General features: G+C 59.6%; 12 protein-coding genes. 9 read left to right on the top strand and 3 right to left on the bottom strand.

The window, feature by feature from the left end; all coding sequences use genetic code 11:
• The first annotated feature begins 1 nt into the window (after position 1).
• Positions 2–2,158, top strand: coding sequence for a type IV conjugative transfer system coupling protein TraD (gene traD / locus F1599_RS20640; protein ID WP_150084289.1), 2,157 nt, complete (start codon positions 2–4; stop codon positions 2,156–2,158).
• On the top strand, positions 2,155–2,904 hold the full coding sequence (locus F1599_RS20635; RefSeq protein ID WP_150084287.1) for a TIGR03747 family integrating conjugative element membrane protein: 750 nt from the start codon (positions 2,155–2,157) through the stop codon (positions 2,902–2,904). The genes traD and F1599_RS20635 overlap by 4 nt, the downstream gene beginning before the upstream one ends.
• Here F1599_RS20635 and F1599_RS20630 read toward each other — a convergent pair.
• The 3 genes from F1599_RS20630 to F1599_RS26635 all read right to left on the bottom strand — a co-directional run bounded on the left by F1599_RS20630 (position 2,901) and on the right by F1599_RS26635 (position 6,483).
• Entirely contained in the window at positions 2,901–4,319 is a 1,419-nt protein-coding gene (locus tag F1599_RS20630) for a UvrD-helicase domain-containing protein (protein ID WP_150084285.1), read from the bottom strand. The genes F1599_RS20635 and F1599_RS20630 overlap by 4 nt on opposite strands.
• Complete coding sequence (locus tag F1599_RS20625) at positions 4,306–6,039, bottom strand: ATP-dependent nuclease (protein ID WP_150084284.1); 1,734 nt, start codon at positions 6,037–6,039, stop codon at positions 4,306–4,308. Before F1599_RS20625 ends, F1599_RS20630 begins: the two co-directional genes overlap by 14 nt.
• 93 nt (positions 6,040–6,132) lie before the next feature.
• A complete protein-coding gene (locus tag F1599_RS26635) occupies positions 6,133–6,483 on the bottom strand; it encodes a helix-turn-helix domain-containing protein (protein ID WP_024889609.1) in 351 nt (116 codons plus the stop codon).
• A 111-nt stretch (positions 6,484–6,594) separates the two neighbouring features.
• On the opposite strand from F1599_RS26635, the gene mads1 reads away from it, so the two are divergent.
• From mads1 to mads8, 7 genes are read left to right on the top strand one after another with little or no spacing between them, the layout of a single operon-like run.
• Positions 6,595–6,846 (top strand): methylation-associated defense system helix-turn-helix domain-containing protein MAD1, encoded by a 252-nt coding sequence (gene mads1 / locus F1599_RS20615; protein WP_223819789.1) that lies wholly within the window; start codon positions 6,595–6,597, stop codon positions 6,844–6,846.
• Positions 6,847–6,874: 28 nt separating this feature from the next.
• On the top strand, positions 6,875–8,878 hold the full coding sequence (mads2, locus tag F1599_RS20610; RefSeq protein WP_024889607.1) for a methylation-associated defense system DNA methyltransferase MAD2: 2,004 nt from the start codon (positions 6,875–6,877) through the stop codon (positions 8,876–8,878).
• Positions 8,875–10,896: a methylation-associated defense system DNA methyltransferase MAD2 gene (gene mads2 / locus F1599_RS20605; RefSeq protein ID WP_150084282.1), complete on the top strand. Its 2,022-nt coding sequence runs from the start codon at positions 8,875–8,877 to the stop codon at positions 10,894–10,896. The genes mads2 (F1599_RS20610) and mads2 (F1599_RS20605) overlap by 4 nt, the downstream gene beginning before the upstream one ends.
• On the top strand, positions 10,893–12,308 hold the full coding sequence (gene mads5 / locus F1599_RS20600) for a methylation-associated defense system restriction endonuclease subunit S MAD5 (protein ID WP_150084280.1): 1,416 nt from the start codon (positions 10,893–10,895) through the stop codon (positions 12,306–12,308). The genes mads2 (F1599_RS20605) and mads5 overlap by 4 nt, the downstream gene beginning before the upstream one ends.
• Entirely contained in the window at positions 12,308–16,444 is a 4,137-nt protein-coding gene (gene mads6, locus F1599_RS20595) for a methylation-associated defense system protein kinase MAD6 (protein WP_150084279.1), read from the top strand. Before mads5 ends, mads6 begins: the two co-directional genes overlap by 1 nt.
• 5 nt (positions 16,445–16,449) lie before the next feature.
• Positions 16,450–18,093, top strand: a complete 1,644-nt coding sequence (mads7, locus tag F1599_RS20590) for a methylation-associated defense system protein MAD7 (protein WP_134235662.1) — start codon at positions 16,450–16,452, stop codon at positions 18,091–18,093.
• Positions 18,090–23,549, top strand: coding sequence for a methylation-associated defense system ATP-binding protein MAD8 (mads8, locus tag F1599_RS20585; protein ID WP_150084277.1), 5,460 nt, complete (start codon positions 18,090–18,092; stop codon positions 23,547–23,549). The genes mads7 and mads8 overlap by 4 nt, the downstream gene beginning before the upstream one ends.
• Positions 23,550–23,807: the final 258 nt, after the last annotated feature.

Genomic DNA, 23,807 nt, shown 5'->3' with positions numbered 1-23,807 from the left:
GATGGCCCAGCCGCACGCCGTCGAAGTCCTGCTGCGGCCAGCGGTGGAGCTATACACCGTTGCCGTATGCGCAGGCGCCGCGGTGGTGTGCGTGGTGGCACCGTGGTCGCTCGCGTTGAATCCGGTACTCGGCCTCGGCAGCGCGCTGGCCTTCCTGGCCTTCGGCGCGATTCGCCTGCGCGACGCCTGGGCCATCCTGCGGTACCGCCGCCACATCCGTCGTCTGCCTCGCTACGTGATGACGAGCCGTGACGTGCCAGTGAGCCAGTACCGTCTGTTCGTTGGGCGTGGCTTCCGCTGGGAGCAACGACACACCCATCGGCTAACGCAGACCTACAAGCCCGAGTTCCGGCGCTACGCCGAACCGACGACGTTCTACCGCCTGGCGCGCCGCCTGGAGGAGCGGCTGGAGTTCGCGCCGCCGCCGCTGCCTAGGCTGGCGCGGGCATTGGCCTGGGACAGCCCGCTCAACCCGGTCCGGCCGTTGCCGCCAGTGGGGGGCATGCCGCGTCTGCATGGCATCGAGCCGCACGAGACCGACGTCACCCTGCCGCTGGGCGAGCGTGTGGGCCACACCCTGGTGCTCGGTACCACGCGCGTGGGCAAGACGCGCCTGGCCGAACTGTTCATCACCCAGGACATCCGTCGCAAGATCCATGGCGAGCATGAGGTGGTGATCGTCTTCGATCCCAAGGGCGATGCCGACCTGCTCAAGCGCATGTATGTCGAGGCCAGGCGCGCCGGACGCGAGGGCGAGATGTACGTGTTCCACTTGGGCTGGCCCGACATCTCGGCACGCTACAACGCTGTGGGCCGGTTCGGGCGCATCTCGGAAGTCGCCACCCGCATTGCGGGGCAGCTTTCCGGCGAGGGCAACAGCGCCGCGTTCCGAGAGTTCGCCTGGCGCTTCGTCAACATCATCGCGCGTGCCCTAGTGGAACTGGGGCAGCGGCCAGACTACCTGCTGATCCAGCGCCACGTCGTCAACATCGACGCGCTGTTCATCGAGTACGCCCAGCACTTCTTCGCCCGAACCGAGCCCAAGGCCTGGGAGGTGATCGTCCAACTCGAAGGACGCCTCAACGACAAGACCATCCCGCGCCACATGGTCGGGCGAGAGAAGCGGGTGGTGGCACTGGAGCAGTACCTGTCGCAGACGCGAACCTATGACGCGGTGCTCGACGGCCTGCGCTCTGCGGTGCGCTACGACCGCACTTACTTCGACAAGATCGTCGCTTCGCTGTTGCCGCTGCTGGAGAAGCTCACCACCGGCAAGATCGCGCAACTGCTCGCGCCGAACTATTCCGACCTGTCTGACCCGCGCCCGATCTTCGACTGGATGCAGATCATCAGGAAGCGTGCCGTGGTCTATGTGGGGCTGGATGCGCTGTCCGACGCCGAAGTGGCGGCGGCCGTCGGCAACAGCATGTTCAGCGACCTGGTGTCGGTAGCGGGGCACATCTACAAGCACGGCATCGACGATGGCTTGCCTGGAGCATCGGCCAATGCCAAGGTCGCCATCAATGTCCATGCGGACGAGTTCAACGAACTGATGGGCGATGAGTTCATCCCGCTCATCAACAAGGGTGGCGGTGCAGGCATGCAGGTCACGGCCTATACGCAGACGCTCTCGGACATCGAGGCGCGCATCGGCAATCGCGCCAAGGCCGGCCAGGTCATCGGCAACTTCAACAACCTGTTCATGCTGCGGGTGCGCGAGACCGCCACCGCCGAACTGCTGACACGACAACTGCCGAAGGTGGAGGTCTATACCACCACGCTGGTCAGCGGCGCCACCGACAGTTCCGACATCCACGGTCCGACCGACTTCACCAGCAACGCGCAGGACCGCATCAGCACGTCGAGCGTGCCACTCATCGAGCCTGCGCACGTGGTCGGCCTGCCCAAGGGGCAGTGTTTCGCCCTCATCGAAGGCGGTAACCTGTGGAAGGTCCGCATGCCGTTGCCTGCGCCCGATCCGGACGAAGCCATGCCCCGGGACCTGCAACAACTGGCCGGCTACATGCGCCAGCACTACGCCGAGGCGGGGGAATGGTGGGAGGGCAACGGGCTGCCCCGGTCGCACGACGACGCGTTGCCAGCGGATCTGGCCGAGGAAGTGCAAGAAGGCACGCCGGATGAAGAGGCGCCATCGTGAAAGAGCCCGCCGCGACCGCCGAGCGACAGCAGGCACGCCAGCGCAGCCTGGTCGCCAGCGTGGTCACGCTGCCATGGCGCCTGTTCGGCGTGTTGGTCGCCTCGCTGCTGCTGTCCATCGTCATCGAATGCGTCGGCATGCACCTGTTCTGGCCCGACCAGGGCTGGCGCCACGCGCAGGGCATGCTCGACTACGAACTGAACCAGCTCTCCACCCATTTCACCCGGAGTGCCGTCGTGCAGGAGCCGGGACGCACCGCGCGCTGGCTGGTGGAGGGCACCTACGAGTGGGTTTTCGTGAAGACGGGCTTGCTGGACTGGACGCGCGACGCCTCGGCGCAGGCCAGCGCACCCAGCCCAGGCGCGCACCGAGACTTCCGCTATTACCTCGCCCAGGTCTATGTCTGGACCGAGCGCTATCTGATTGCCGCCGGCTTCACCGTTCTGACGTTTATCGTCCGCCTGCTGGTCTTGGTGCTCACGCTGCCGCTGTTCCTGCTCGCGGCCTTCGTCGGCTTGATCGATGGACTGGTTCGCCGCGACATCCGCAAGTTCGGCGCGGGGCGGGAATCGGGCTTCGTCTATCACCGGGCGAAGGCGGCCTTGATGCCGCTGGCGGTGTTGCCGTGGGTGACCTACCTGGCGTTGCCAGTGTCATTGCACCCTTTGATGATTCTGCTGCCTGCAGCGTTTCTGCTGGGACTGGCGGTGAACATCGTGGCGGCAAGCTTCAAGAAGTACATTTAGCCGACTGTTGGACCAGGACTACACACTACGACCTTCATCGACCCACGGGTCATGGCGACGTAAAGGTTCTGTGCGCTCATACCCTCGATATTAAGCAGCACCGCGACTTCGGCTTCCAGCCCCTTGAGCAACAGCGTGCTGCCGACGGCGCGTTTTGGTAGCGGGCGCCCCAACAGCCGGTTCTCTTCCCGCACGCGCCGGGCCGCTTCTGCCAGAGGGACGGCCCCCGACGAGGCTTCCCGGAGCGCCTTAAGCACCCCGTAGAGGATGGCCGGCCGATGCACACGTACGTTCGGCAGTGCCCGCAGTTCCGACAACAGCGCGGCGGCCGCAGCGAGAGAGGGCGCGCGCCCGAACGCCAGTGCGCGGCTTTCTGCCTCGTTCGGAGGATTCCTTGCAGTTCCCTTTGCCAACGACTCCAGGCGCCGCGTCAACTCCGCCACGCCCACATTGGTCATGACGCTCTGCGCCAGCGCCAGTAACTGCGCGAGAGCATTCGGTGCCCCCGCATCAAAGTTGCTAGCGAAGGCGATGAGGTCTTGCAGATCGACGGCCTCGACCGTCGAAGCGCCCGGCGTCTGGCTCGCAAAGTTCTGCTGTGCTGCTCGGTTGCGGCTATCGGCGATGATGAGCACGCGCCCGTCAGCGGTTGGCGATGCCGTCCTCGCAGCGGCTAGGCGCTGGGCATGGTCGTTGGGTGGTAAGGCCTGCATCCAGGTCACATGCTCCGGTGGCCCACTACGCAGGTCCACCGACTGCCCCGTCGCAAACAACCGGCGAGCCTCCAGCAACCATTGTCCCAGCGCTTCCGCGCCGGCGTTGCGCCATCGCCAGGGCGTTGCCAGTTCCCCGACGACAGGAAAATGCGCGCACACGTGCTGGTTCCAATCGGCCAGTGCATTGCCCCGGAACCCGAAGATCGCCTGCATGGGGTCGCCCAGCACGCAGGTCGGCAAGATCAACGAGAGGAAATAGACGATGTAGTGCTGAGGCACCGAACAATCCTGGTACTCATCCACGATCAGGTGCGCATACGAGGCTTTCAGCACCTCACTGACGTGCCCGGCCTGCAGGAGCTTCCAGGCGGCGTCGCGGATTGCCGGGTAGTCCCGCGCAGGTGCAGTCAGCCGCAGAATCTCCGGATCGTGGGCGCTGCGGCCCGGAAAGGTCGAGATGAGCCGGATGGCCCAGCCATCGATCGTGCTCAATCGATAGGCGCTGGCTGGCACACCGGCGCGGTCCAGCCGGCCACGCAAGGCCGCGACCCCGGCATTCGTGTGTGTCAGCACGAGAATGGGCTTGTTGCCCCGATGACCGGCAAGCGCGTGGGCAATCAGCTGTGTCTTGCCGCAGCCGGCCGGTGCGGTGACGGTTCCGCGTTGGATTGCACGAAGGTCGATTTCAACGTGGTCCATCAGTGGCCCACCCGAATACCTGGTCCATCAGAGCGCGGAATCCCTGATCGCAAAGATGCAGGTCAGGTGCAACGATGGTCCTCGCCACGTCCTCCATCCACGAGATTTGCTTGAACCAGCCAGCCTTTCGGATGCGCGCCGCCTGACCAAGGATGGCCCTGCGTTCGGCCGACAGGAGGCCGGTGTTCTGGATTTCGTCCCAGATCTGCTGGAAGGTGAGCGTGTTGTTCGAGACAGTGCGCAGGTGTTCGACGATCAGGTCGCCATGCAATTCGTTGGCGTAGCCGATCAGCCTCTGGCAGGCAGCCGGCGTGAGACTGCCGAACAGCTCGTCCTCCAGCGCCCGGCCCGCGCGGTAGGCGACGACGGTGCCACCGTTCTCGACAAAAGCCTGCTCGACCGCAGGAGTGGGCTTCTTGTCGTCGTCGCGCAGCACCATCACCCGGTAGCCCAGAGACTGGAACGCTGCGGCGCGGGCATACGGTCGATCCGGCTCCCCGCCACCGCAGTCGACGAGGGCCACGCCCAATGCAGCCAGTGACGCATTCCCCTGGTCAAGCCTGTATAAGTCCAGCCCGCGCAGCAGGCCTATCTCGCTGGCTCCCTCGCACACGACCACGGAGCCAGCCAGGAAGGCCTCGGGGTAGAGGCGGATCGTGCTCTGGATGTCATTGTCGGCGCCGACCAGGCGAGCCTCATGGCCGAGGGGGCCGCGGCGCAACACGAAGAGCTGGCCGCCAGACAGTTCTCTCAGCGCCACGGGTGAGTGGGTGGTGAGGAACACCTGAAGCGGAGCAGCGGCCTCCTTGGCGCCGAGGGAGCCCAAGAACCTCGCGATGCGGTGCGGCTCCAGCCCGTACTCCAGTTCGTCCGAGAGCACGATCGACGCCTGACCGGCCGCCTTGCGCTGTAGGCCAGCGACAAGCAGACGCGTGGACCCGACGCCCAGGCTGCGAAGCGGGATGCCGCTTTCGTTGTGCAGGGAGATGGTGCCGCCACCGAACGACACCGAATGCGAATCCAGCAGCGCCTTGGCCTTAGCGCCGATGTTGACGCCCAGCTCCTGAGCAGTGGCGGTGACGATCCCCAGCGCTTCTCCCAACTGTTGTTCGGCCTGGTCTCCGAAGGCACTCCGCGCATCTCTGGCGGCCTTGACGAGGGCGGCCGACGCGTCGGCTCGCTCTTCCGAGATGCGGTTCAGTACCGAGCCGCGCTGCCATCCCAGGTTGAAGTCCGCCAGCGCGCCGATACGAGTGGGCGCCAGGGCGACGCGATCCTTCCATGCGAGCGTCTTGACGATGCCTTGCTGTGCGGCGCGGTCGGAGACGAGGGTCCACGAGGGCTCCAGGTCACTGGCGACCGTCAGGTTCAGGCAGAGCACAACCTCCGCGCCGGCAGAGGGCTCGTCTTCGACGACGCCAGTGTTGGCGTGGTATCCGCGCAGGAATGCACCAAAGCCCTCCAGCGTCCTCATGCTGTCATCGAGGTCGCCGAGCGTCAGCGTGATGCTGATTGGGGTTGTGATGTCCAGGCCGAAGAAGTCAGCATCCGAGAACTGGACATTGCGTCTGGCCCCCAGGCATAGGTCGATCGCGTCCAGCACCGTGGACTTGCCGCTGTCGCCCGGGCCGATCAGGCAGTTGATGCCAGGCGTCGGGCACCAGGTCAGCAGCTGGATGCCGCGGAAGTTGGCGATCTGGATTTTTCTGATTCGTGCCATGCCTATCCCCCGCGCATTGAAGCCGCTCCCACTGAAATCGCAACACCTCACTATCCACTCGGGCCGCCTGCTGCAGGCCTCCTGCCCAGTTCTCTACTTGGTAGGGCGAGACAGCGACTCGGCAAGCTCCAACAACTTTGCGACGTCCTCTGCGGGCAATGACGCCTCCTTGAGGTATCGCACTAAAGCCATCGCTTCAGGCTGCGTGTGCAAGTAGTCGACGACTTCAGGGTCAGTCGAAGGCGATAGGCGGAACAACACGTCGGGATCTGCCGCCAGCACCTTCGCTAGAGCTTTGATGACCTCAGGCCTAGGCGGAGACTCCTTACCACGCTCGATACGGCTCAAGTAGGCGGGCGAAATGCCGACTAAGCCTGCCGCCTCGCGTAAGCCAAGGCTCTGTGCCACCCGAAGGTCGCGAATCGTCTCTCCAAAGCTACTCATACCGCGCATCCTACCTCAGGTGTTTAGTGTTGTGCAACATTTAACACGCTTAGTAGACTACTCCATTGTTTGGTAAAGTTTGCTCTTTCCTGCCGATCTTGGGCCAGGACCATGCCGGCCAATCTGCCCACGTCGTCACTTTTCAGGAGCGAACAGATGCTTGGGGAAGAAGTGTTCACGGTTAAAGAGGTCGCCACGCTCTTAAAGGTCGGCGAGAAGACGGTCTACTCCATGGCCCAGGCTGGAGAACTACCTGCGTTCAAGGTGCGAGGTCAGTGGCGATTCGCCCGAAAGGACATCGATACATGGATAGAGCAGCAGAAACACACAACCCATGATTTCGGCGAGGAAGACCAGAAATGACCCCAGCCTCGGTGAGCGGAGTTTTTATATGAGCAGAAAGAAGAACAAGCAGGCCGAGAACACCATCCCAGCTGGATACACGCTCGACTACGTTTCCGGCAGACAGATCAAGGAAACAAAGAAAGAGCTCGTTCGGCAGCGGGTAGTTCGTGCCCTGATCCATGAATACGGATTCTCTCCGGAAGACATGGAGCTGGATTTCTCCATTGGCGGGCGCAAGAAGGTGGATGTGGCCATCTTCCACCACGGCAAGGACCACACAATTGAGAATCTCAGCCGCGCAGTGATTTGCCGCCAAGAACCGAACGTCGGCAAAAATGCCATGCGCATCCGCGATTACGAGCAGGCCGCCAAAGACCTCGAAGAGATCGAAACCATCATGCGCGAGGTCGATGCCGTTCAGTACGGCTTGTGGACCAACGGCCTGGAGTTCTTCTTTGTCGAGAAAGAGCAAAAGCGCTTCGAAACCAAGTGCAACCCCATCGGCGACTGGCCGATGGCCGAAGAGTCGGTCGGCACTAAGGAGGTCATCTCCGATGCCCATACCCGTGTCGCCGACAACGAGATGCTGAAGATCACCTTCCGGCGTTGCCACAACTTCATTCATGGCAACGAGGGCATGCCCAAGGACGCCGCCTTCTGGCAATTCCTGTACCTAATATTCTGCAAGATGCACGACGAGAACCTGCGTGCCAAGCAGCGGCAGGCCTGGCAGCGCCGTTTCTGGGCTGGACCCAAGGAGCAGTTCGAGCCACAAGGGCGCAAAGCCATCCGCGTCCGGATCGAGGAGCTCTTCACCGAGGTAAAGAAGCAGTACAAGAATATTTTCCGAGGCAACGAGGAGATCACTCTCTCCGACCGGGCGCTGGCCTTTATCGTTTCGGAACTGGCCAAGTACGACTTCACCCGAACTGACGTCGATGCCAAGGGCGTGGCCTACCAGGAGCTAGTTGGCGTTAACCTGCGTGGCGACCGGGGCCAGTATTTCACTCCTAGAGGCGTCGTGAAGCTGGTCATTGAGATGCTCGACCCCAAAGAGACCGAGACTCTGCTGGACCCGGCCTGTGGCACGGGCGGCTTCTTGGTCGCGACCTTGGGGCACATGCTGAAGAAGTTCCGCGAAGAGCAAAACATCCAGGCCGGAAACGAGAACACCACCGAGTTCCTGAACATCCACGAACGGCTGAAAGAGTATGCCGCCGCCAATGTCTTCGGCACCGACTTCGACCCGTTCCTGATCCGCGCCGCTCAGATGAACATGGTGCTGGCGGGCGATGGCCGTGGACATATCTACAACATCAACTCATTGGAGTTTCCGCTGGGGCATCTAGCCGACCTGCCCAGCGTCAAGAAGGAGATCCCGCTGGCGTCGGTGGATATCATCGCCACCAACCCTCCCTTCGGCTCCGACATCCCGATTACGGACAAGCACATTCTGGAGCAGTACGAGCTGGCTCATGGCTGGGAGCCGGACGGCGAAGGCGGGTTCCGCAACACCGGCGTCCTCAAGGGCAGCGTTGCCCCCGAAATTCTCTTTATCGAGCGCTGCATCAAGTGGCTCAAGCCGGGAACCGGCCGCATGGGCATCGTTCTTCCCGACGGAGTTCTCGGCAATCCGGCCGCGGAATACATCCGCTGGTGGATCATGCGCGAAACGCAGGTGCTTGCTTCCGTCGACCTGCCGGTAGAAGCCTTCATTGCCGAAGCCAACGTCAACATCCTCACCAGCTTGCTGTTCCTGCGCCGCAAGGACGACCAGGAGAAGCATCGCGAGGCCCTAGGTCGTGCCGAGGAATACCCAGTCTTCATGGCCGTTGCCGACAAGGTTGGCTTCGACCGCCGTGGTAACAAACTCTACAAGCGCACCCCGGACGGCGAAGAGATTGTCGAGCCCAAGCAGCATATCGAGCGCATCCGTATCGGCGGGCGCTTCGTGGAACGGACCCTGACCCGCAGTGAAAAGATCGAGGACAACGATCTGCCGGTCATCGCTGAGAAGTACCGCGAATTTCTCAAGGAGCAGAACGGGTGAGCGATCAAGACGACATCATCGAGACCCCGCAGGATGCTGCCGAAGAGAGCGGCCCGGATAACTTTTTCATCGACATCCTGACCGGCAACAAGGAAAGCGCCTCGGCCAAGAAGCTGCTGGTGCAGAAAGTTCTGCGCCAGCTCATCGAGAGCTATGGCTTTGACCGAAACGATCTGGAGGTCAACTACAACCCGCAGATCCCCGGCCAGGGGCGCAAGCGCATCGACATCGCGATTTTCCGCCCCGATGCCGAGCACAATAACGACAACCTGCAGCGGATCATCGTCTGCAAAAATCAGAAAAAGCGAGACAAGCTCCGCTCCATTGCCGAGGCCGACGCCGACCTGCGCGAGCTCAAGGAGCTGCTGGAACTGATCCCGGGCGCGACGCTGGGCATGTGGACCAACGGTCAAGAAGAGTTCCTGTTCCAGGTCGAGCGCACCCGTTTTGAAGTCCGGCCCAAACCGCTGGGTGTCTGGCCGGTTCCGGGCGAACGCACCTCCGATCTCGATCGCACCGGCGGTGTCATTCAGGTCAGCGCCGAAGCGGAAGATCTGGAAGACGCCCTGATGCGCTGCCGTCAATATCTGAACCGGAATCTTGGTCTCGATCACAAGGATTCCTTCAAGCAGTTGGCCGTGCTGATGCTGGCCAAGATCCATGACGAGACCCTGCCCACCGGTGAGCGCAAGTTCTGGATCAGGGGTGACGAGCCTTTCACCGAGGCGGGCCAACAGGCCATTGCCCAGCGCATCACCGAATCCATTGCCGCCGCCAAGGCCTGGCAACCGAACCTGCTGACCCGTGGCTGGGATCTGACGCTGGAACCCCACGAGACCGCCCGCGTGGTCATGGAGCTGGCCCGTTACTCCCTGAGCGAAACCCAGCCCCGTTACCGTACCGGGGCCTTCCGTGCGGTTGCCCGCAGCGTGATGGACGGCCGCGAGGGCCGCTACCCCACGCCGCTCAACGTGGCCGAAATGGCGGTGGAGATGCTCGACCCGCAACCCGGTGAACGCATCATGGACTGCTCCAGCGGCACCGGCACCTTCCTGGCCATGACCGCCGCGCACATCTTCAAGAAAAAACTGGCGGCCGTGGGCACCACGCCTGAAGAGGCCACCAACGAACAGATCCGCCAGGCGCAAAACGAAACCGCCGCCTGGGCGGCCAGCAATGCCCTGGGCTGTGACATCGATCCCTTCCTGGCCGTGGCCAGCCGCATGAACCTGCTGTTCACCACCGGCAATCCCGGTCGTGTGTTCCGCATCGATGCTCGCACCTTCCCGGACGGGGATCTTGACGGTGTTGAGGATGCTTGTCGCGCGATGAGCCGGAACCTAGGAGATATGGATATCGTCCTGCTTAACCCCTGGTTCTCCACCCAAGACACCGTGAGCGACACCTCCATCCTGGAGCGCTACGACCTGGGCAACAACTGGGAGCGCGACGAAGAAGGTGGATTCCGCAACACCGGCAATCTAAACATCGGCGGTGTGCCGCCCGAAGTGCTGTTTATCGAACGCGCCCTGCAATGGGTGAAGCCCGGCACCGGCCGCGTGGGCATCCTGTTGCCCGATGGCTTGCTGGGCAATCCCAGCGACGAGTACGTGCGCTGGTGGATTCTCCGCCACTGCGAGGTCTTGGCCTCGGTTGACCTGCCGGTGGAGCCGTTCAAGGTCACGGTGAAGGAATATGGCCTGACGCCCGCCTTGCCCAGTCTCCTGGTACTGCGCCGCCGCAGCCAGGAAGAGCTCATCAATACCGAACACCCCGAATACAAGGTCTTCATGGCCGTGGTGGATCGGGCTGGAGAAGATACTCGGGGGAAGCTGTTTCAACGCGCCCCTGATGGTGAAGTGCTGATCTTTGAAGAGAGCACTATTGAGCGAGTGCGTAATGGCGGCCAAGTTGAGGTTCGGCGTTCCATAAAACGAGCACCACGTATTCATGACGAACTGCCGCTGGTGGCAGAGAAATACAAGGAATTCCGTGCGACCGGCGAGGTGACGTTATGAGCAGAAAGTTCCAAGTGAAAGCGATTCCAAGCACTTGGTTGGAAAACAATGGGCGGCGGCTCGACTGCGGTCCCTATATGGCTGGTGCGGTAGAAATTCGCGAGCTCCTAAAGAAACACAAAACTGATGTACTTCCCGATTTGACAGCAGGTCACGATGGGGGAATTTACAACGGCCCTCAGTTCGAAAGGAATTATGTCGATGATGCGCAACACGGTGTTCCGTTTTTAACGACCACTTTCATGATGCAGGCTGATTTGAGCCGATTGCCTCTTCTGAGCAAGAAGGACGCTCAATCCAGGAAACTCAACTACTTGCGAGTGCATGAGGGGATGACGTTAATTACGTGTTCCGGAACGGTGGGTAGGACCATCTATGCACGCTCAGACATGAATGGCGTTTGGTCAAACCAAGATATCCTGAAAATCGTTGCTGACCCGAAGCGAATACCTTCGGGGTACCTGAATGCATATCTTTGTACGAGATTCGGAGTGCCCTTTGTTGTTTCTGGGAAATACGGTTCGGTAATTACTCACCTTGAACCAAAGCATTTTTCTGACCTCTTGGTTCCCCGCCTTGGCGAAACTATCGAACAGGAGGCTCATAACCTTGTTGAGCAGTCTGCTGCTCTGCTCGCTAACTACCAGGCCAATTTAACTGAGGCAACGGAGCTCTACTTCGATTCTGTTGGTTTGAAGGATATCACTGCAAGCGAGTGGCATTCTTGGGGATCGGATCTGGGCTTTGCAGCGACTGCTGGAGTCCAGACTTTACGGGCATTAAATTTCAATCCCCGTTTCCAGCGTCTTTGCGAACTCATTAAGCAAGGCCCATGGAAGCCGCTGGGGGAATTGTGCGTTCCTGGGACGCTCAAGCGCGGTAGCCGCTTTAATCGCATCGATGCAGATCCTGAATATGCTTACAGGTTGGTCGGGCAAAAAGAACTTTTTTGGCTTCGCCCAGAAGGGCGTTGGATCGCGAGAAAATTTGTGCCAAATGATGTGCTGGTGGAAAGCGGATCGATTTTGGTTGCAGCAAGGGGAACTCTAGGGGAAAGCGAACTTTATTGCCGTGCTTCATTCATTCACGGCAAGTTGACCGAAAATGCGTACTCAGAGGACATCTTGCGTGTCATCGGCAATGAGAAAGAAATTGAGCGTGGTGCGCTCTTTGCCTTCATGCGTTCCGAGTCTGCCTTCAGGATGCTCCGTTCTATTTCGGTGGGCAGCAAGCTTCAAGACCACCATTACTCGATGCTCCCCTCACTTCCCATCCCTTATCCGTCCAGTGATATCAGGAAGCGCTGTAATGACCTTGTTATCGCAGCATATGAGGCAAGGGAAAAGGCTATAGAGCTGGAAGACCAAGCCCGCTCCCTCGTCGAGCGCACCATTGAGGAGGGAGGTCGCTAATGGCGAAGGTCATACCCATCGGGCAACCCGCGAACGAATCTGAACGCCAGGCCATCGGCTTCCTTCGGGATCATCTTCCCGATGGCTGGCTGATCTTCCACAACTTCGAGATGCGCCAAGGGCAGGAGGTGTTCGAAATCGACATCGCCATCCTCGCGCCTCACGCGGTGTATCTGGTGGATGTCAAAGGGACGCGGGGCAACATCGATGTGTATGGCTCCAAGTGGTATCCGCAGGGGCGGCAACCGTTTCACTCGCCCCTCGCGAAGCTTCGTCACCACGCGAAGGTGATGGCCAGCTTCATCCGCGATAGCAATCCCGGACAGATCGAGCTGCGCAAGGCTCATGTCCATGCCGCCGTGTTGCTCACTGCCGATGACGCCGCCGTGTTCGATCAGGCGGGCATCGACAGCCCGGACGTGACTGACTTCAAGCACTGCCTGAAATACTTCCGCGACGCGAGCCGCATTCCCGACAACCGGCTGGATAACATCACCCGCTTCCATTCCCAGATCGCCAAGGCGATCACCGGCAACGCCAAGCCCAAGAGCGCGGCGCTGGTGTTCCGAGACTGGCAAGTGGAAGAGAAGCTCGGCGGCACCGACCGCTACACCGAGTACCGCGCCAAACACAACCTGTTGGGCAAGAGCGGCGGCATGGCCCGCCTGCGGGTCTACCTGGCCGACCCGTACCAGGACGAGGCTGCCCGCAAGGAAGAGTTCAAGAAGATCAGCAACGCCTATCGCGCCGTGGCGCACATGCCGACCCACGCCAATGTGCTGGCGGTGAAGGATCTATTCGTCTCCGACGATGAAGACAAGGTGGTGCTGGTCACTGAGGATCTGCCTGGCCAGGCCCTGCGCCTGCACATCAACAAGGTCTCGATGGCGCTGACCTTCGATCAGAGGCTCCAAGTGATGCGCGACGTGCTGTCGGCCCTGGACCATGCGCACCGGCATGAGGTGATCCACCGCAACCTGACCCCGGACGCCATTCTGCTGACCAAGGGCGGCCAGGCCCGGGTAACCGATTTCGATTTCGCCAGGGTGGGCAAGAACCGCACCTCTACCATCGCCGATCAGGTGGTGGATGATCTGGATGCTACCTACCAGGCTCCAGAGTGCTTTAAGGACCCGACCCAGGCCAGCATTGCCTCCGACCTCTATGCCGCCGGGCTGATCTTTTTTGAACTGCTGACCGGCGAGCTGCCCTTTGAAAGCGTCGACCAGATGATGGAGGCCGACGGCAAGTTCCCCATCAAGCCCTCGGAGCACAAGCCGGACCTGCCCAAGGGGATCGACGAGTGGTTGCAGAAGTTCTGCGAGTTTGACCCGGAGGAACGGCACACGAGCGCAGCCATCGCTCGCAAGGCCCTGGATGATCTGATTCTGCCAGAGGCCAAGAACGACTCAGGCCCGGATGTGAGTGGCCCGGCCGTGGTTGTGCCACAGCTCCCAGATAACCTGATGAACTTGCCGCAGGATTTCATCCTGGCGGATCGCTTCCGCATTCAGAAGAAGTTGGGCAGCGGCGGCTTCGGCGTCGCCTACAAGGTGTTCGATTCCCTGGGCGATGTGGTGCGCGTCATCAAACTGGTGACCAAGGACCGTCGCAGCGTGTACGAACGGCTGCGCCGCGAGTACAAGACCCTGACCAATCTCCCCGAACATCCGCATGTGGTGAAGGTGATCTGGGCGGATCGCATGGCCGACGCCAAGCAGACGCCTTACATTGTCTTCGAGTATGTGGAAGGTTTGGATGTTTCCGATCTGATCGATGCCGAGGCGTTGTCGCTGGATGATGCCGTGCGCATCGTGCGCGAGGCAGCCGAGGGGCTGGCCCATCTCCACAAGCACGGCGTTTACCATCAGGACGTCAAGCCCTCCAATCTGCTTTGGACGGACAAAGGCGTCCGTATCATCGATTTCAACGTCGCGGTCTCCGAGAACGATGAGGTTCAAGGAGGTGGCGGCACGCGCCGTTACCTGCCGCCGGATTACGACTACTCCTCCGAGCCGGATGCTTCGGATCGAATGGATCGTGACCTCTATGCCTTGGGCATCTCCTTCTATGAGTGCCTGACCGGCAAGTATCCATTCGACGATCCCACGCCGCCGATCAAGACTCAGCCCAGGGACCCCAAGCAGTTCAAAGGCTGCGCCGACCTCAGCTCGTCGCTGGTCAATGTGCTGGCGAAAATGATCGCGCCTGAGCGCAAGGACCGTTTTGCGTCGGCGGAGGAGTTCCTGATTGCCCTGGCCGAGGTCAAGCGCCTGCGCTCGGTGCTGACGACCGGCGAGATTGGTGCCGGACCCAAGGTGGTGTCCAAGCTGGGTTTCGAGCCGACCAAGCCAAACACCAACCCCTTTGTCACCCACCTGCTGACGCTCTATAGCCAGAGCCAGGTGTCCAACGCAGGCACCCGTGGCCTCGACGAAGTTGGCAAGGCCACCTACGTGTCGACTTATCTGGACGAAAAGCTCAAGCCCGCGCTGCTCAAGGGCGAGTTCCGTTTGGTCATCATCAGCGGTAACGCCGGCGACGGCAAGACGGCCTTCATTCAGCAGTTCGAGGCCTTTGCCGAGAGCAAGGGCGCACAGATACAGCGCGGCGCGAACGGGGCTGTGTTCCAGCTCAAGGGGCATACCTACCAAAGCAACTACGACGGGAGCCAGGATGAAGGCGACGAGCGCAACGATGCCGTGCTTCAGAAGTTCTTCGCTCCCTTCGCGGGCAAGGATGCCTCCGACTGGCCCGAGAATCAGACCCGCCTAATCGCCATCAACGAGGGACGGCTGGTCGACTTCTTCCTTGAGCATGAAGAAGAGTTCCCGTTGCTTGCCAAGCAGATCCAGCAGGGCTTGGCCGGAGCTGCTCCGGAAGGCGGTATCGCGGTTATCAACCTCAACCTGCGCTCGGTGGTCGCCGAACCCGAGGAAGGTCAACCTTCGATTCTGGAGCGGCTGATCGCCCGCATGACCCAGCAGGAATACTGGCAGGCATGCGACAAGTGCGATCTCAAGGGCAAATGCTACGCCTATCACAACGCCCGGACCTTCCAGGACCCGGTTGCCGGTCCCAAGGTGATCGAGCGCCTGAAGATGCTCTACACCATTACGCACCTGCGCGGCCGACTGCACATCACCATGCGCGACCTTCGTTCGGCGCTGGCCTTCATGCTGGTAGGCACCCAGGATTGCGACGGCATTCACCACCTCTATCAGAACGGCGGTGAAGAAACCCAGAATCGCATCCTTGACGGTTTCTATTTCAACTCGTGGCTTGGTGGGGCGGAAGGATCCAATGACCGGCTGATTGCCTTGCTGCGCGAAATTGACGTCGCCGAAGTCAGCAATCCCGATCTGGACCGCGAGCTTGGCTTCCTCAATCCCAAGACCAAGGCCATGAGCCGCTTCTCGTTCGCGGAGCGGGCTGGGTACGACGATGAACTTGTGGCGACGCTGTTCCGCAATCTGCCTCGCGATTACTCGTCGAAGAACCGTGCTCGACTGATCGCCAAGCACCGCAATTATTTATCGCATATGCGCCGTCGCCATTTCTTTGAGCGACGCGACACCGGCTGGAAGGAGATGCTGCCATATGGAAGCATCGATCCCTTCCTGGATGCCATTGAGCAGCCGGGAGCAAAAAGCACAGATGAGGTTACGGCCATTCTTCGAGCCATCAACCGGGGCGAAGGTCTGAGCGATCCGGCGCGTTTGGGCAACCAGTTGGCGCTGCGTGTTCGCCAAGTGGATAAGGGCACCATCCGCAGTTACCGTCTCTTTGGCGGCGACCATTTCACGCTCCGCACCGCGCAGGAAACAGCGGCTCACCCTTTCCTTGAATACCTGTCTCAGGCGCTGGTGCTGCTTTACGACTCCGGCGACGGGCACAAGGCCAGCCTGCGCATCAACCTCGACATCTATGAAATGCTGATGCGGCTCAACAACGGCTACCGTCCCAGCATCGAGGAGCAGGAAGGTTTCCTGTTAAGTCTGGCGGTATTCAAGAACCTGTTATCTGCTGCACTCTATCAAGAAGTTCTGCTGACGGAGAATGGGCTCCGGTTCTACCAGATAAACAGAAAAGAGGATGGCGTATTGGCATTGGGTGTTTCTGAAAAAGGGGGCTGAATATCATGTCAATCAAGGGTAGAGACAAGGAATTCAGAACACCTAAGGTCAGTTATTTGCATTGGCAGCACACAGAAATGGATCGTGTGCTGACCATGCTATTTCCTCGCCTCAAATTCAATGGCTATGGCAGTCGCAAACCGCCACGCGCAAATATTTTGCAGCCAGAAGAATTTGCAGATGAAATGATGCTGTCCGAAGAGGTTAAGCAGTATTTTGAGGGATTTGACGAACATCCCTCCATTGTCCACAAGTGGGTAGAGACCGAACTTCTTGATGTGGTAAATCGGGGCAAGTCGAATCAAGCTGTCGCCTCTCCGCGCCCGCTTCATGGAGAGACCTACAAATTTCGAAATTCGAAGCACTGCCGTGACTATGGGGCAGCCGAGCAGATTTATTGGATGCTCTACTATGCCCGCAAAGGCAAGGGCCAGGCCGCCCGAGACACGCTAAAACGCTTCTTTTTCCCTGGGATTGACCATGTAACCGGTAGGCATGAATCCGGCACGGTCGTCGATGTAGAAACCCAAGCGCTACTTCGCTTCGATTCTCAAGTTACTCAGGACACACAGGACTCCAAGGAGCCCGAGCGCTTTCCACCACTTCTAATCGATCAGGCCGACACCATGGCCGACGACATTCTGCGGCTATTGGCCTATGAGCCCCATATTCCTCGCTCGGTGCTGGTGGATTACCTCAAAACCCTGATGGCATTCCATCTGGCGCTCTACCACCTCAAGCTGTTGCAGATACTGCCCAAGCTGGTGAAGCAGCGCTCGGACAATGCGCTGGCGAGTTCACCTGATCCCGTGGCGCTGGTCGTGGATATGGGGGACGTCAATAATCCGCATATGGTCGAGCTGGCTCGCAAGTCCACTGACCGGCTCTATCGCCAGATTCCTGCCTTTGTGCAGGCCAATTTCGTCGTCAAGAAGCTCGATGAGATGGCGGAATACCTGAGCAAGAAGACGGGCAAGCTGACCGCTCCAGGGGCCGGCGTGTTTACCGTCGGCGATCTGGTTTCTCTACTGAAGCCCGAGCACGACGCCGAGCGGCAAGCCTACTTCAAGTTCCGCCTGGCCAGCCTGATCGAGGAGTCGGCCTCTGGAAACGAGGACATCGATCCGGAGATCCGGGACGTCACCGCCATGGGCCTTGGCGAGTTCGAATCCTTCATAGAAATCCTGATGGCATATCGCGGCAAGTATCACCGCCAGTACATCACTGAGTGCCTGGACTCACTGCTGCTGAAGAACAAGGAGAACGGCCTGTTGGCCCAATCCCGAACCAAGGGAAGTCCTCGGCGGTTTGTGCTGGGAAGCAAGCTTCTTGAGGTGCTCCTTCAGGTGGCTGTGCTCACTCAGGATGACGGGCGTTTCGTGACCCGCGAGGTTCGCATCGAAGAGTTGCTGGCCTTTTTGAGAAGCCGCTACGGCCTTCACATCGACCGGCTGCCGGAAGGAGCACAGGCCAACAGCAGCATCCTCGACAGACGCGCCCTGCGCCTCAACCTCGAAGCCTTCAAGCGTCGCCTGCGTGAAATCGGGTTCTACGAGGACCTGTCGGATGCCTACGTGACCCAGAAGGTATCGCCCCGCTATGCGATTGAGAGAAATGACGGAACAGATAAAAACGGGAGGCACGCATGAGTAATGCGTTCACCAAGCTTTCCCAGGACAAGTTGAATGCGGCGGTCGCTTGTCTGCTGTGCCCCCGTATCGAAGCGATCCTGGGTGACCGTGGCCCAGGCCACTGCATGCGGGTCACCGATCTCGATGACGAGGTAATGGAGTCGGTCTGCAAGGAACTACGTCGAACCCGACCCGACGGAAATATCTTTATCCTCGGCAGCCATGATCAGGAGGGCCAGCCCTTCCGAGTCACTTCCACCAAACTGGTGGAGTTGCGCAACCCGGACGCGAACGGCGAGCTGCGTCAGCCGTTGCTGGTCTTCATACCGACTTCGCTTCGCACCAGCGCCGAGGACTCTTTCGGTGTGGCGACCTTCGAGGAGCTGACCTTCGCCGGTATCTACGAGGACCTTATCGACTCGCTGCTTGATCGGCTCCCGACAACGCTGGTTGGCCATGCTCGCGATCTTCTGGGCATCCTCACCGACGAGGAGTGGCTGTTTGCCGACCATGTTTCCCGCGTGCGGTACCTGCTCACTGCGCTCGAAAACGGGATTGATGGAGAAACCCTCGGGGCCAGCCTGTATGAATTGACGTTGATTCCAGACTTCAAGCTCTTTGCCGATCCCGGCATGGTCAATGGCAAGATTCGCCGTAACCTCGGCAGCGTCCGCAGTCTGATGGCCTCGCACAAGTCGGTTCGTGGTCGTATCGCCGATCTGGGACTCAGCGACAAGGCATTGGAGTCGCGACTATTCACCTATTTTGAAAAATACGAAGTCCAGGAGCCCGAATCCTGGACGCCGCCCATCGCGACCGACAAGAGCTGGTGGAGCATTTCATTCGATAAATGGACGTTCCAGGAAGAGCTTTCGCTGGACAAGGTCCTGCTGACAGTACTGGAGACCGACTTGCCAGTCGTTCAGGAGGATGAGACCGACGACCAACTCTCCGGCCTCATCGGGCAACAGGTTCTGGTGCCGAACGACCGCCGCAAAATGAACGTGGTGTTCGAGGTTAGCCCTCACCCCGGCAAGGTAAGCGGGCTTGATCATTTTACGGTTCAGATCATTTCGCAGAATGACGGCCCGGTTGGAAAATCTAAGAAAGTCAAGGCCTGGACGCCGAACCGTCTGCAATGCACGACCAACTTGGCCAAGCTCAATAAGATCGAATTCGAGGAAGGATGGCATTTCATCCGTGTAATGCCTTGGACGGCCGATGGCGATCCGATTCCGCTGGAAGCGGATTCCGCCTCCGAGGGCGCAAGACGTTCCTACGAGAGCGAACCTTTCTACGTCCTGCCCGGTGGCAACATCGAGGAAGAACCACCGCAACGCGCCATACCCATTGAGCAGAGCCTGGAGCATGCGCGTTTCCGGCTGCAACTGACTGCCCTGGGCGATGAACGCGATCCCGATGATATCGCCATCAGTGGTGTCGCCTGGGCCGAGGGCGGTCGTTCCAAGAAGACCTCTCGCCAGGAAACCCTACACGCAAAATTCGGTCGTGAGGGCGCGGTTCAGATTCCGCTTTCGCGTATGCTCAAAACCATCGAGCAGCGCGTCTTGGCGGAGCCTAAGCACCCGTCAGGCTGGCGAATGCAGATCAATCTGGATACCGCCGAGCCGCCTTCCGAGGTTGGACTCACGCTGCCATCTTCCGCCGCGATGGCTTCCTTCTTGGCTGCCCGCGAAGAGTTTTTTGCAGCAGTGCGCAAAGACACTGCCGAGCTGATCATGCAGGGGCTTTCGTTCCGCGACTCGGAAAGGGAATGCCTCGCGTATGCTGAAAGCTACCTTGACTTGGTCAGGAACCTCATCCGTCAGGCCGAGACGACTTCTGGTGCCGAGCGTCAGCAACACTTGCAAGCGCTCAAAAATGTGCTGGCCGTCGATTCCATTCATGTCATCTTGACCGACTTCGGTGGAAGGCACCGGGAGGCTGTTTTGGTCTCCCCAACCCATCCGCTTCGTGCCTTGTGGCTGAGCAGTTGGGTCGCCCTGGGTAAGGATTGGATTGAGAAGATCAAGTCAGGCGGAAAGGATCACATTCCTCACGTCCGTTCCGCGCTGTTGGATGGCCTTGTGCCCTCTGCCTATCCGGTCGGTATTCCCGTCGAGGATGGCCGCATCTTCACTCCGGTGGACAACCTGAATGCTTTCTGGGCGCTCTACGCCCCGACGACCGAGGAAAATTCCCGTGGTCTGATGGCGGAAATCTGTTCAGCGCTCGGCTTGGCCGAGCCCTCTGCGGCGGGATCAGATATTTCCGGACAAGTCATTGCGGACAAGATCGAGCGCTATCTCTCTCAGCATCCCTATGTTCGAGAGTTATCACTGAACATCTTCAACCCTGGGGCCGGATCGGTGATTGCGGAGGCTCTGCTATCGCTCCAGCAGAAGCGCGAGCATGCCGATTTGCGCTATGACGTGCGGCTCTTTACCACCGATCCCGACTCACCTGTTTTGGGCGAGGCTCTTGAGTCGATGGTCCGTCCCGGAGCCACGGTAAACGAGGCCGCCGACGCATTTGCGACCTCAACGGGCAGCCATCTGTTCTCCAAACTGAACTTGGCCAAGCACCCCCTGAATGAATTCCATGCAAATTCCAAGGAGTTCCCGGCCCACATCAGTGTTCTTCTGGATGTGTTTCCCGCCGAGGAGCTTTCCATTGCAGAGAAGCCGATGGGCGTGACCCCACTGCATGGGCTGATACAGGACTTTGACACTGAATTCGTTGATGACGATTCGGGAACCTTCTGGAACAAGCGGCCGATTGTCGGGCGCTCCCTCGGCGCGGACAACCATGCGGCGTGCTTCGATTTGCTGTCGTCCCTGAGCCGGCACCTCTGCTTTGCTACCTCAGCGGTTGCTGCTTCTGGTGCCAGCTTCAAAGCTGTGCCTGTGGTGACCCTTGGCCTCGATGTGGCCCAACGAGAACTGATCTACGAGGTTCACCAGATCAGCGATTGGGTGTTCACCATCGACCGAAATATGGGGATTGAGTTCTTCGACCATGGCGGCCGGAAGAACAGACCGGACTATCTGATTGACTATGTGCCGGGAGCCAGCTCCCAGGCGACACACAACCTGATCATCTCGTCGCGCTCGAACGATGAACTGGAGGCGATGCTGAAGCCGGTGCTGCTTGAGCATGGCTTGTCCGCCGACGGCGAGCAGTCGGTTCAGATCCTGGCAAATCTGCGGTCGCTGTCCGGTCAACTAGCGCTCAAGCTGATTTCTGCTCGCACACAACAGGCGGAGGCACTTGGTCTGGCTTTGGCTCGGCTCTACCTCGAATATCAGGGCGCATTGAGCAATCAGGTCATTGTGCCGTTGGATGCGCACACGGACCTTTACCGCTCAAGCGGTGAGTCAGACGATGTCAATGATGCAATCAGTCTGCAACGCACCGACTTGGGATTGTTCGACTTGGATTTGAACACCAGAACGATCACTTGCAACCTGGTCGAGGTGAAATGCTATTCGCAAGTGGGCGACTTTGCGGCCTTCAACCAACTGAAGGAACGGATTTCCGCCCAGATCAATCAGAGCGAGCGCATCCTCCAGCGCCACTTTGACCCGGCCTTAAAGAAGCCCGACCGGCCGGATAGGTTGCTCAAGAGCCGGGAGTTGGCTCAGATCCTTCGTTTCTATCTAGAGCGCTCACTACGTTACGGGATCTTTGATGCGACTGCTGCGCAGGAAGCACGAGGGCTACTTGAATCCATCGAGCAGGGCTACTCGCTTCAGTTCAGACGCTGCGCCCTGATCTTCGACTTCGACAAGACCGGAACCGAGGCCCCCGACAACGAGGTTGGCATTGAATTCCACCGCATCGGTAAGGATCTCATTCGCGCCTTACTGGAGAACTGCCGCAAGCCTGTTTCCGTCGAGATTGAGGAAGAACCGACCATGCACCTTCTTAGCGAGCAGTTCATACCGAACGTGCCAAAACTTGAGACAGCGGCCTTTATCGCACCCAAGAGAGCGCGGTCAACGTCCTGGACGGTGGATGAGCTCTGGGACGATGATCCGGAGGTACCAATCACCGCGCCAGCACCCCCGGCCGCAGAGGGAGCACCTGCGCCTGCTCACCAAGAGGCAGAAGAACAGGCGAGCCCTGTCGAGCCAACCCCTCCGTCTTCTATCGCTTCGGAAGTCGAAAAGGATGACGAACAACCTGCCGTGGCTGCCGTACCGGAAGCGCATGCTGAACCAGAGCATGGAGGGCACCCGGCGTCCGAGCCTGTGCCTCAAGCAGAGGCCTGCTATGACATCATGCTCGGCGTCAATGGCGACTCGCCTCAGTACGGATTACTCGGAGAGGTCTCCGGTAGAAAGGTCGCGCTAGATCTCAACCACACCCACACGATCAGTCTCTTTGGGGTTCAAGGCGGCGGCAAGAGCTACACACTTGGAACGGTGATCGAGATGGCCTCCATGCCGTTCCAGCATATCAACGTGCTGCCAAGCCCGCTTGCCACGGTCATCTTCCATTACAGCCCGACGCAGGATTATGCGCCGGAGTTTACCTCGATGATCAATTCGAACTCGGTGGATGAGGAGATTCGCGTCCTTCGCGAACGTTACAAGGCCAACCCAGAAGCGCTGAAAGATGTGCTGATTCTTACCCCTGCGAACAAGGTGGATGATCGCCGGGCCGAATACCCGGATATCGAGGTTAAGCCGATTGCTTTCTCTGCCTCCGAGCTTAAGGCCGCCCACTGGAAATTCCTGATGGGTGCGATTGGCAGCCAGAGCATGTACATGCGCCAGATCAATCTCATAATGAGGGGGCTGCGCGACAACCTGACCTTGGACGCCCTACGAGCAGGCATTGATAACTCTGGCCTGTCCGATCACCTGAAGGAGCTGGCCCAGACGCGCCTGCTGTTCGCCAGTGAATACATCAACGATAACCAACGGCTTCAAGACCTGATCCGTCCGGGCCGCTTGATCATTGTGGATCTGCGTGACGAGTACATTGAAAAGGATGAAGCGCTCGGTCTGTTCGTGGTGATGTTGCAGATTTTCTCGGAAGCCACTTACCAAGGAGGTGCCTTTAACAAGCTCGTGGTATTTGACGAAGCCCACAAGTACATAGAGAACGATGATCTAGTTTCCGGATTGGTTGAAGTGGTTCGGGAAATGCGACATAAAGGCACCAGCATCATGGTCGCGTCCCAAGACCCGCCATCGGTTCCCGTTTCTCTAATTGAGCTGTCCTCACAGATCATCATGCACAAGTTCAACTCACCAGCCTGGCTTAAGCATATCCAGAAGGCCAATGCCGCCCTCGGAGAGTTGACTTCCGAGAAAATGAGTCACCTCGGTGCAGGCGAAGCCTATGTTTGGTCAAGCAAGGCCTCAGATGACTCGTTCACCCGCGGCGCAGTGAGAATCAAATGCCGTCCACGCATCACCCAGCATGGCGGCAGCACAAAGACGGCAGTTGCTAACCTGCAATAGCAATGCGAGCAGGCCTCACCAATCTGAACAAAACGAAGGCGACCTCCACCAAATGAGAACTCCCTTCCTGTGGGAGTGAGTTAGGCACTTCAGCCCCCTCCTGGAACCCATTTACGGACGGGGTGCGGCTCTCCTGCTCCCGCACCCCAACCGCGCCACGCCAACCACGAACGTAAATCCGGCACCCTGCCGATTCCGATTGTTTGCGGCAGGTTCCAGCCGACCACCGCAGCATTCCGCCATCCAGACGACTGCGGA

This window comes from Cupriavidus cauae (assembly GCF_008632125.1).
In the GTDB taxonomy this organism is placed as follows: Bacteria; Pseudomonadota; Gammaproteobacteria; order Burkholderiales; family Burkholderiaceae; genus Cupriavidus; species Cupriavidus cauae.
Note: the sequence above shows the minus strand (reverse complement) of the source record. Positions and strands in the feature narration are given on the sequence as shown.

Excerpts from the sequence above, each read along its gene's own strand:
- traD (WP_150084289.1), top strand. The coding sequence starts at position 2 with ATGGCCCAGCCGCACGCCGTCGAAGTCCTGCTGCGGCCAGCGGTGGAG.
- F1599_RS20630 (WP_150084285.1), bottom strand. The coding sequence starts at position 4,319 with ATGGACCACGTTGAAATCGACCTTCGTGCAATCCAACGCGGAACCGTC.
- F1599_RS20625 (WP_150084284.1), bottom strand. The coding sequence starts at position 6,039 with ATGGCACGAATCAGAAAAATCCAGATCGCCAACTTCCGCGGCATCCAG.
- F1599_RS26635 (WP_024889609.1), bottom strand. The coding sequence starts at position 6,483 with ATGAGTAGCTTTGGAGAGACGATTCGCGACCTTCGGGTGGCACAGAGC.
- mads1 (WP_223819789.1), top strand. The coding sequence starts at position 6,595 with ATGCCGGCCAATCTGCCCACGTCGTCACTTTTCAGGAGCGAACAGATG.
- mads2 (WP_024889607.1), top strand. The coding sequence starts at position 6,875 with ATGAGCAGAAAGAAGAACAAGCAGGCCGAGAACACCATCCCAGCTGGA.
- mads5 (WP_150084280.1), top strand. The coding sequence starts at position 10,893 with ATGAGCAGAAAGTTCCAAGTGAAAGCGATTCCAAGCACTTGGTTGGAA.
- mads6 (WP_150084279.1), top strand. The coding sequence starts at position 12,308 with ATGGCGAAGGTCATACCCATCGGGCAACCCGCGAACGAATCTGAACGC.
- mads7 (WP_134235662.1), top strand. The coding sequence starts at position 16,450 with ATGTCAATCAAGGGTAGAGACAAGGAATTCAGAACACCTAAGGTCAGT.
- mads8 (WP_150084277.1), top strand. The coding sequence starts at position 18,090 with ATGAGTAATGCGTTCACCAAGCTTTCCCAGGACAAGTTGAATGCGGCG.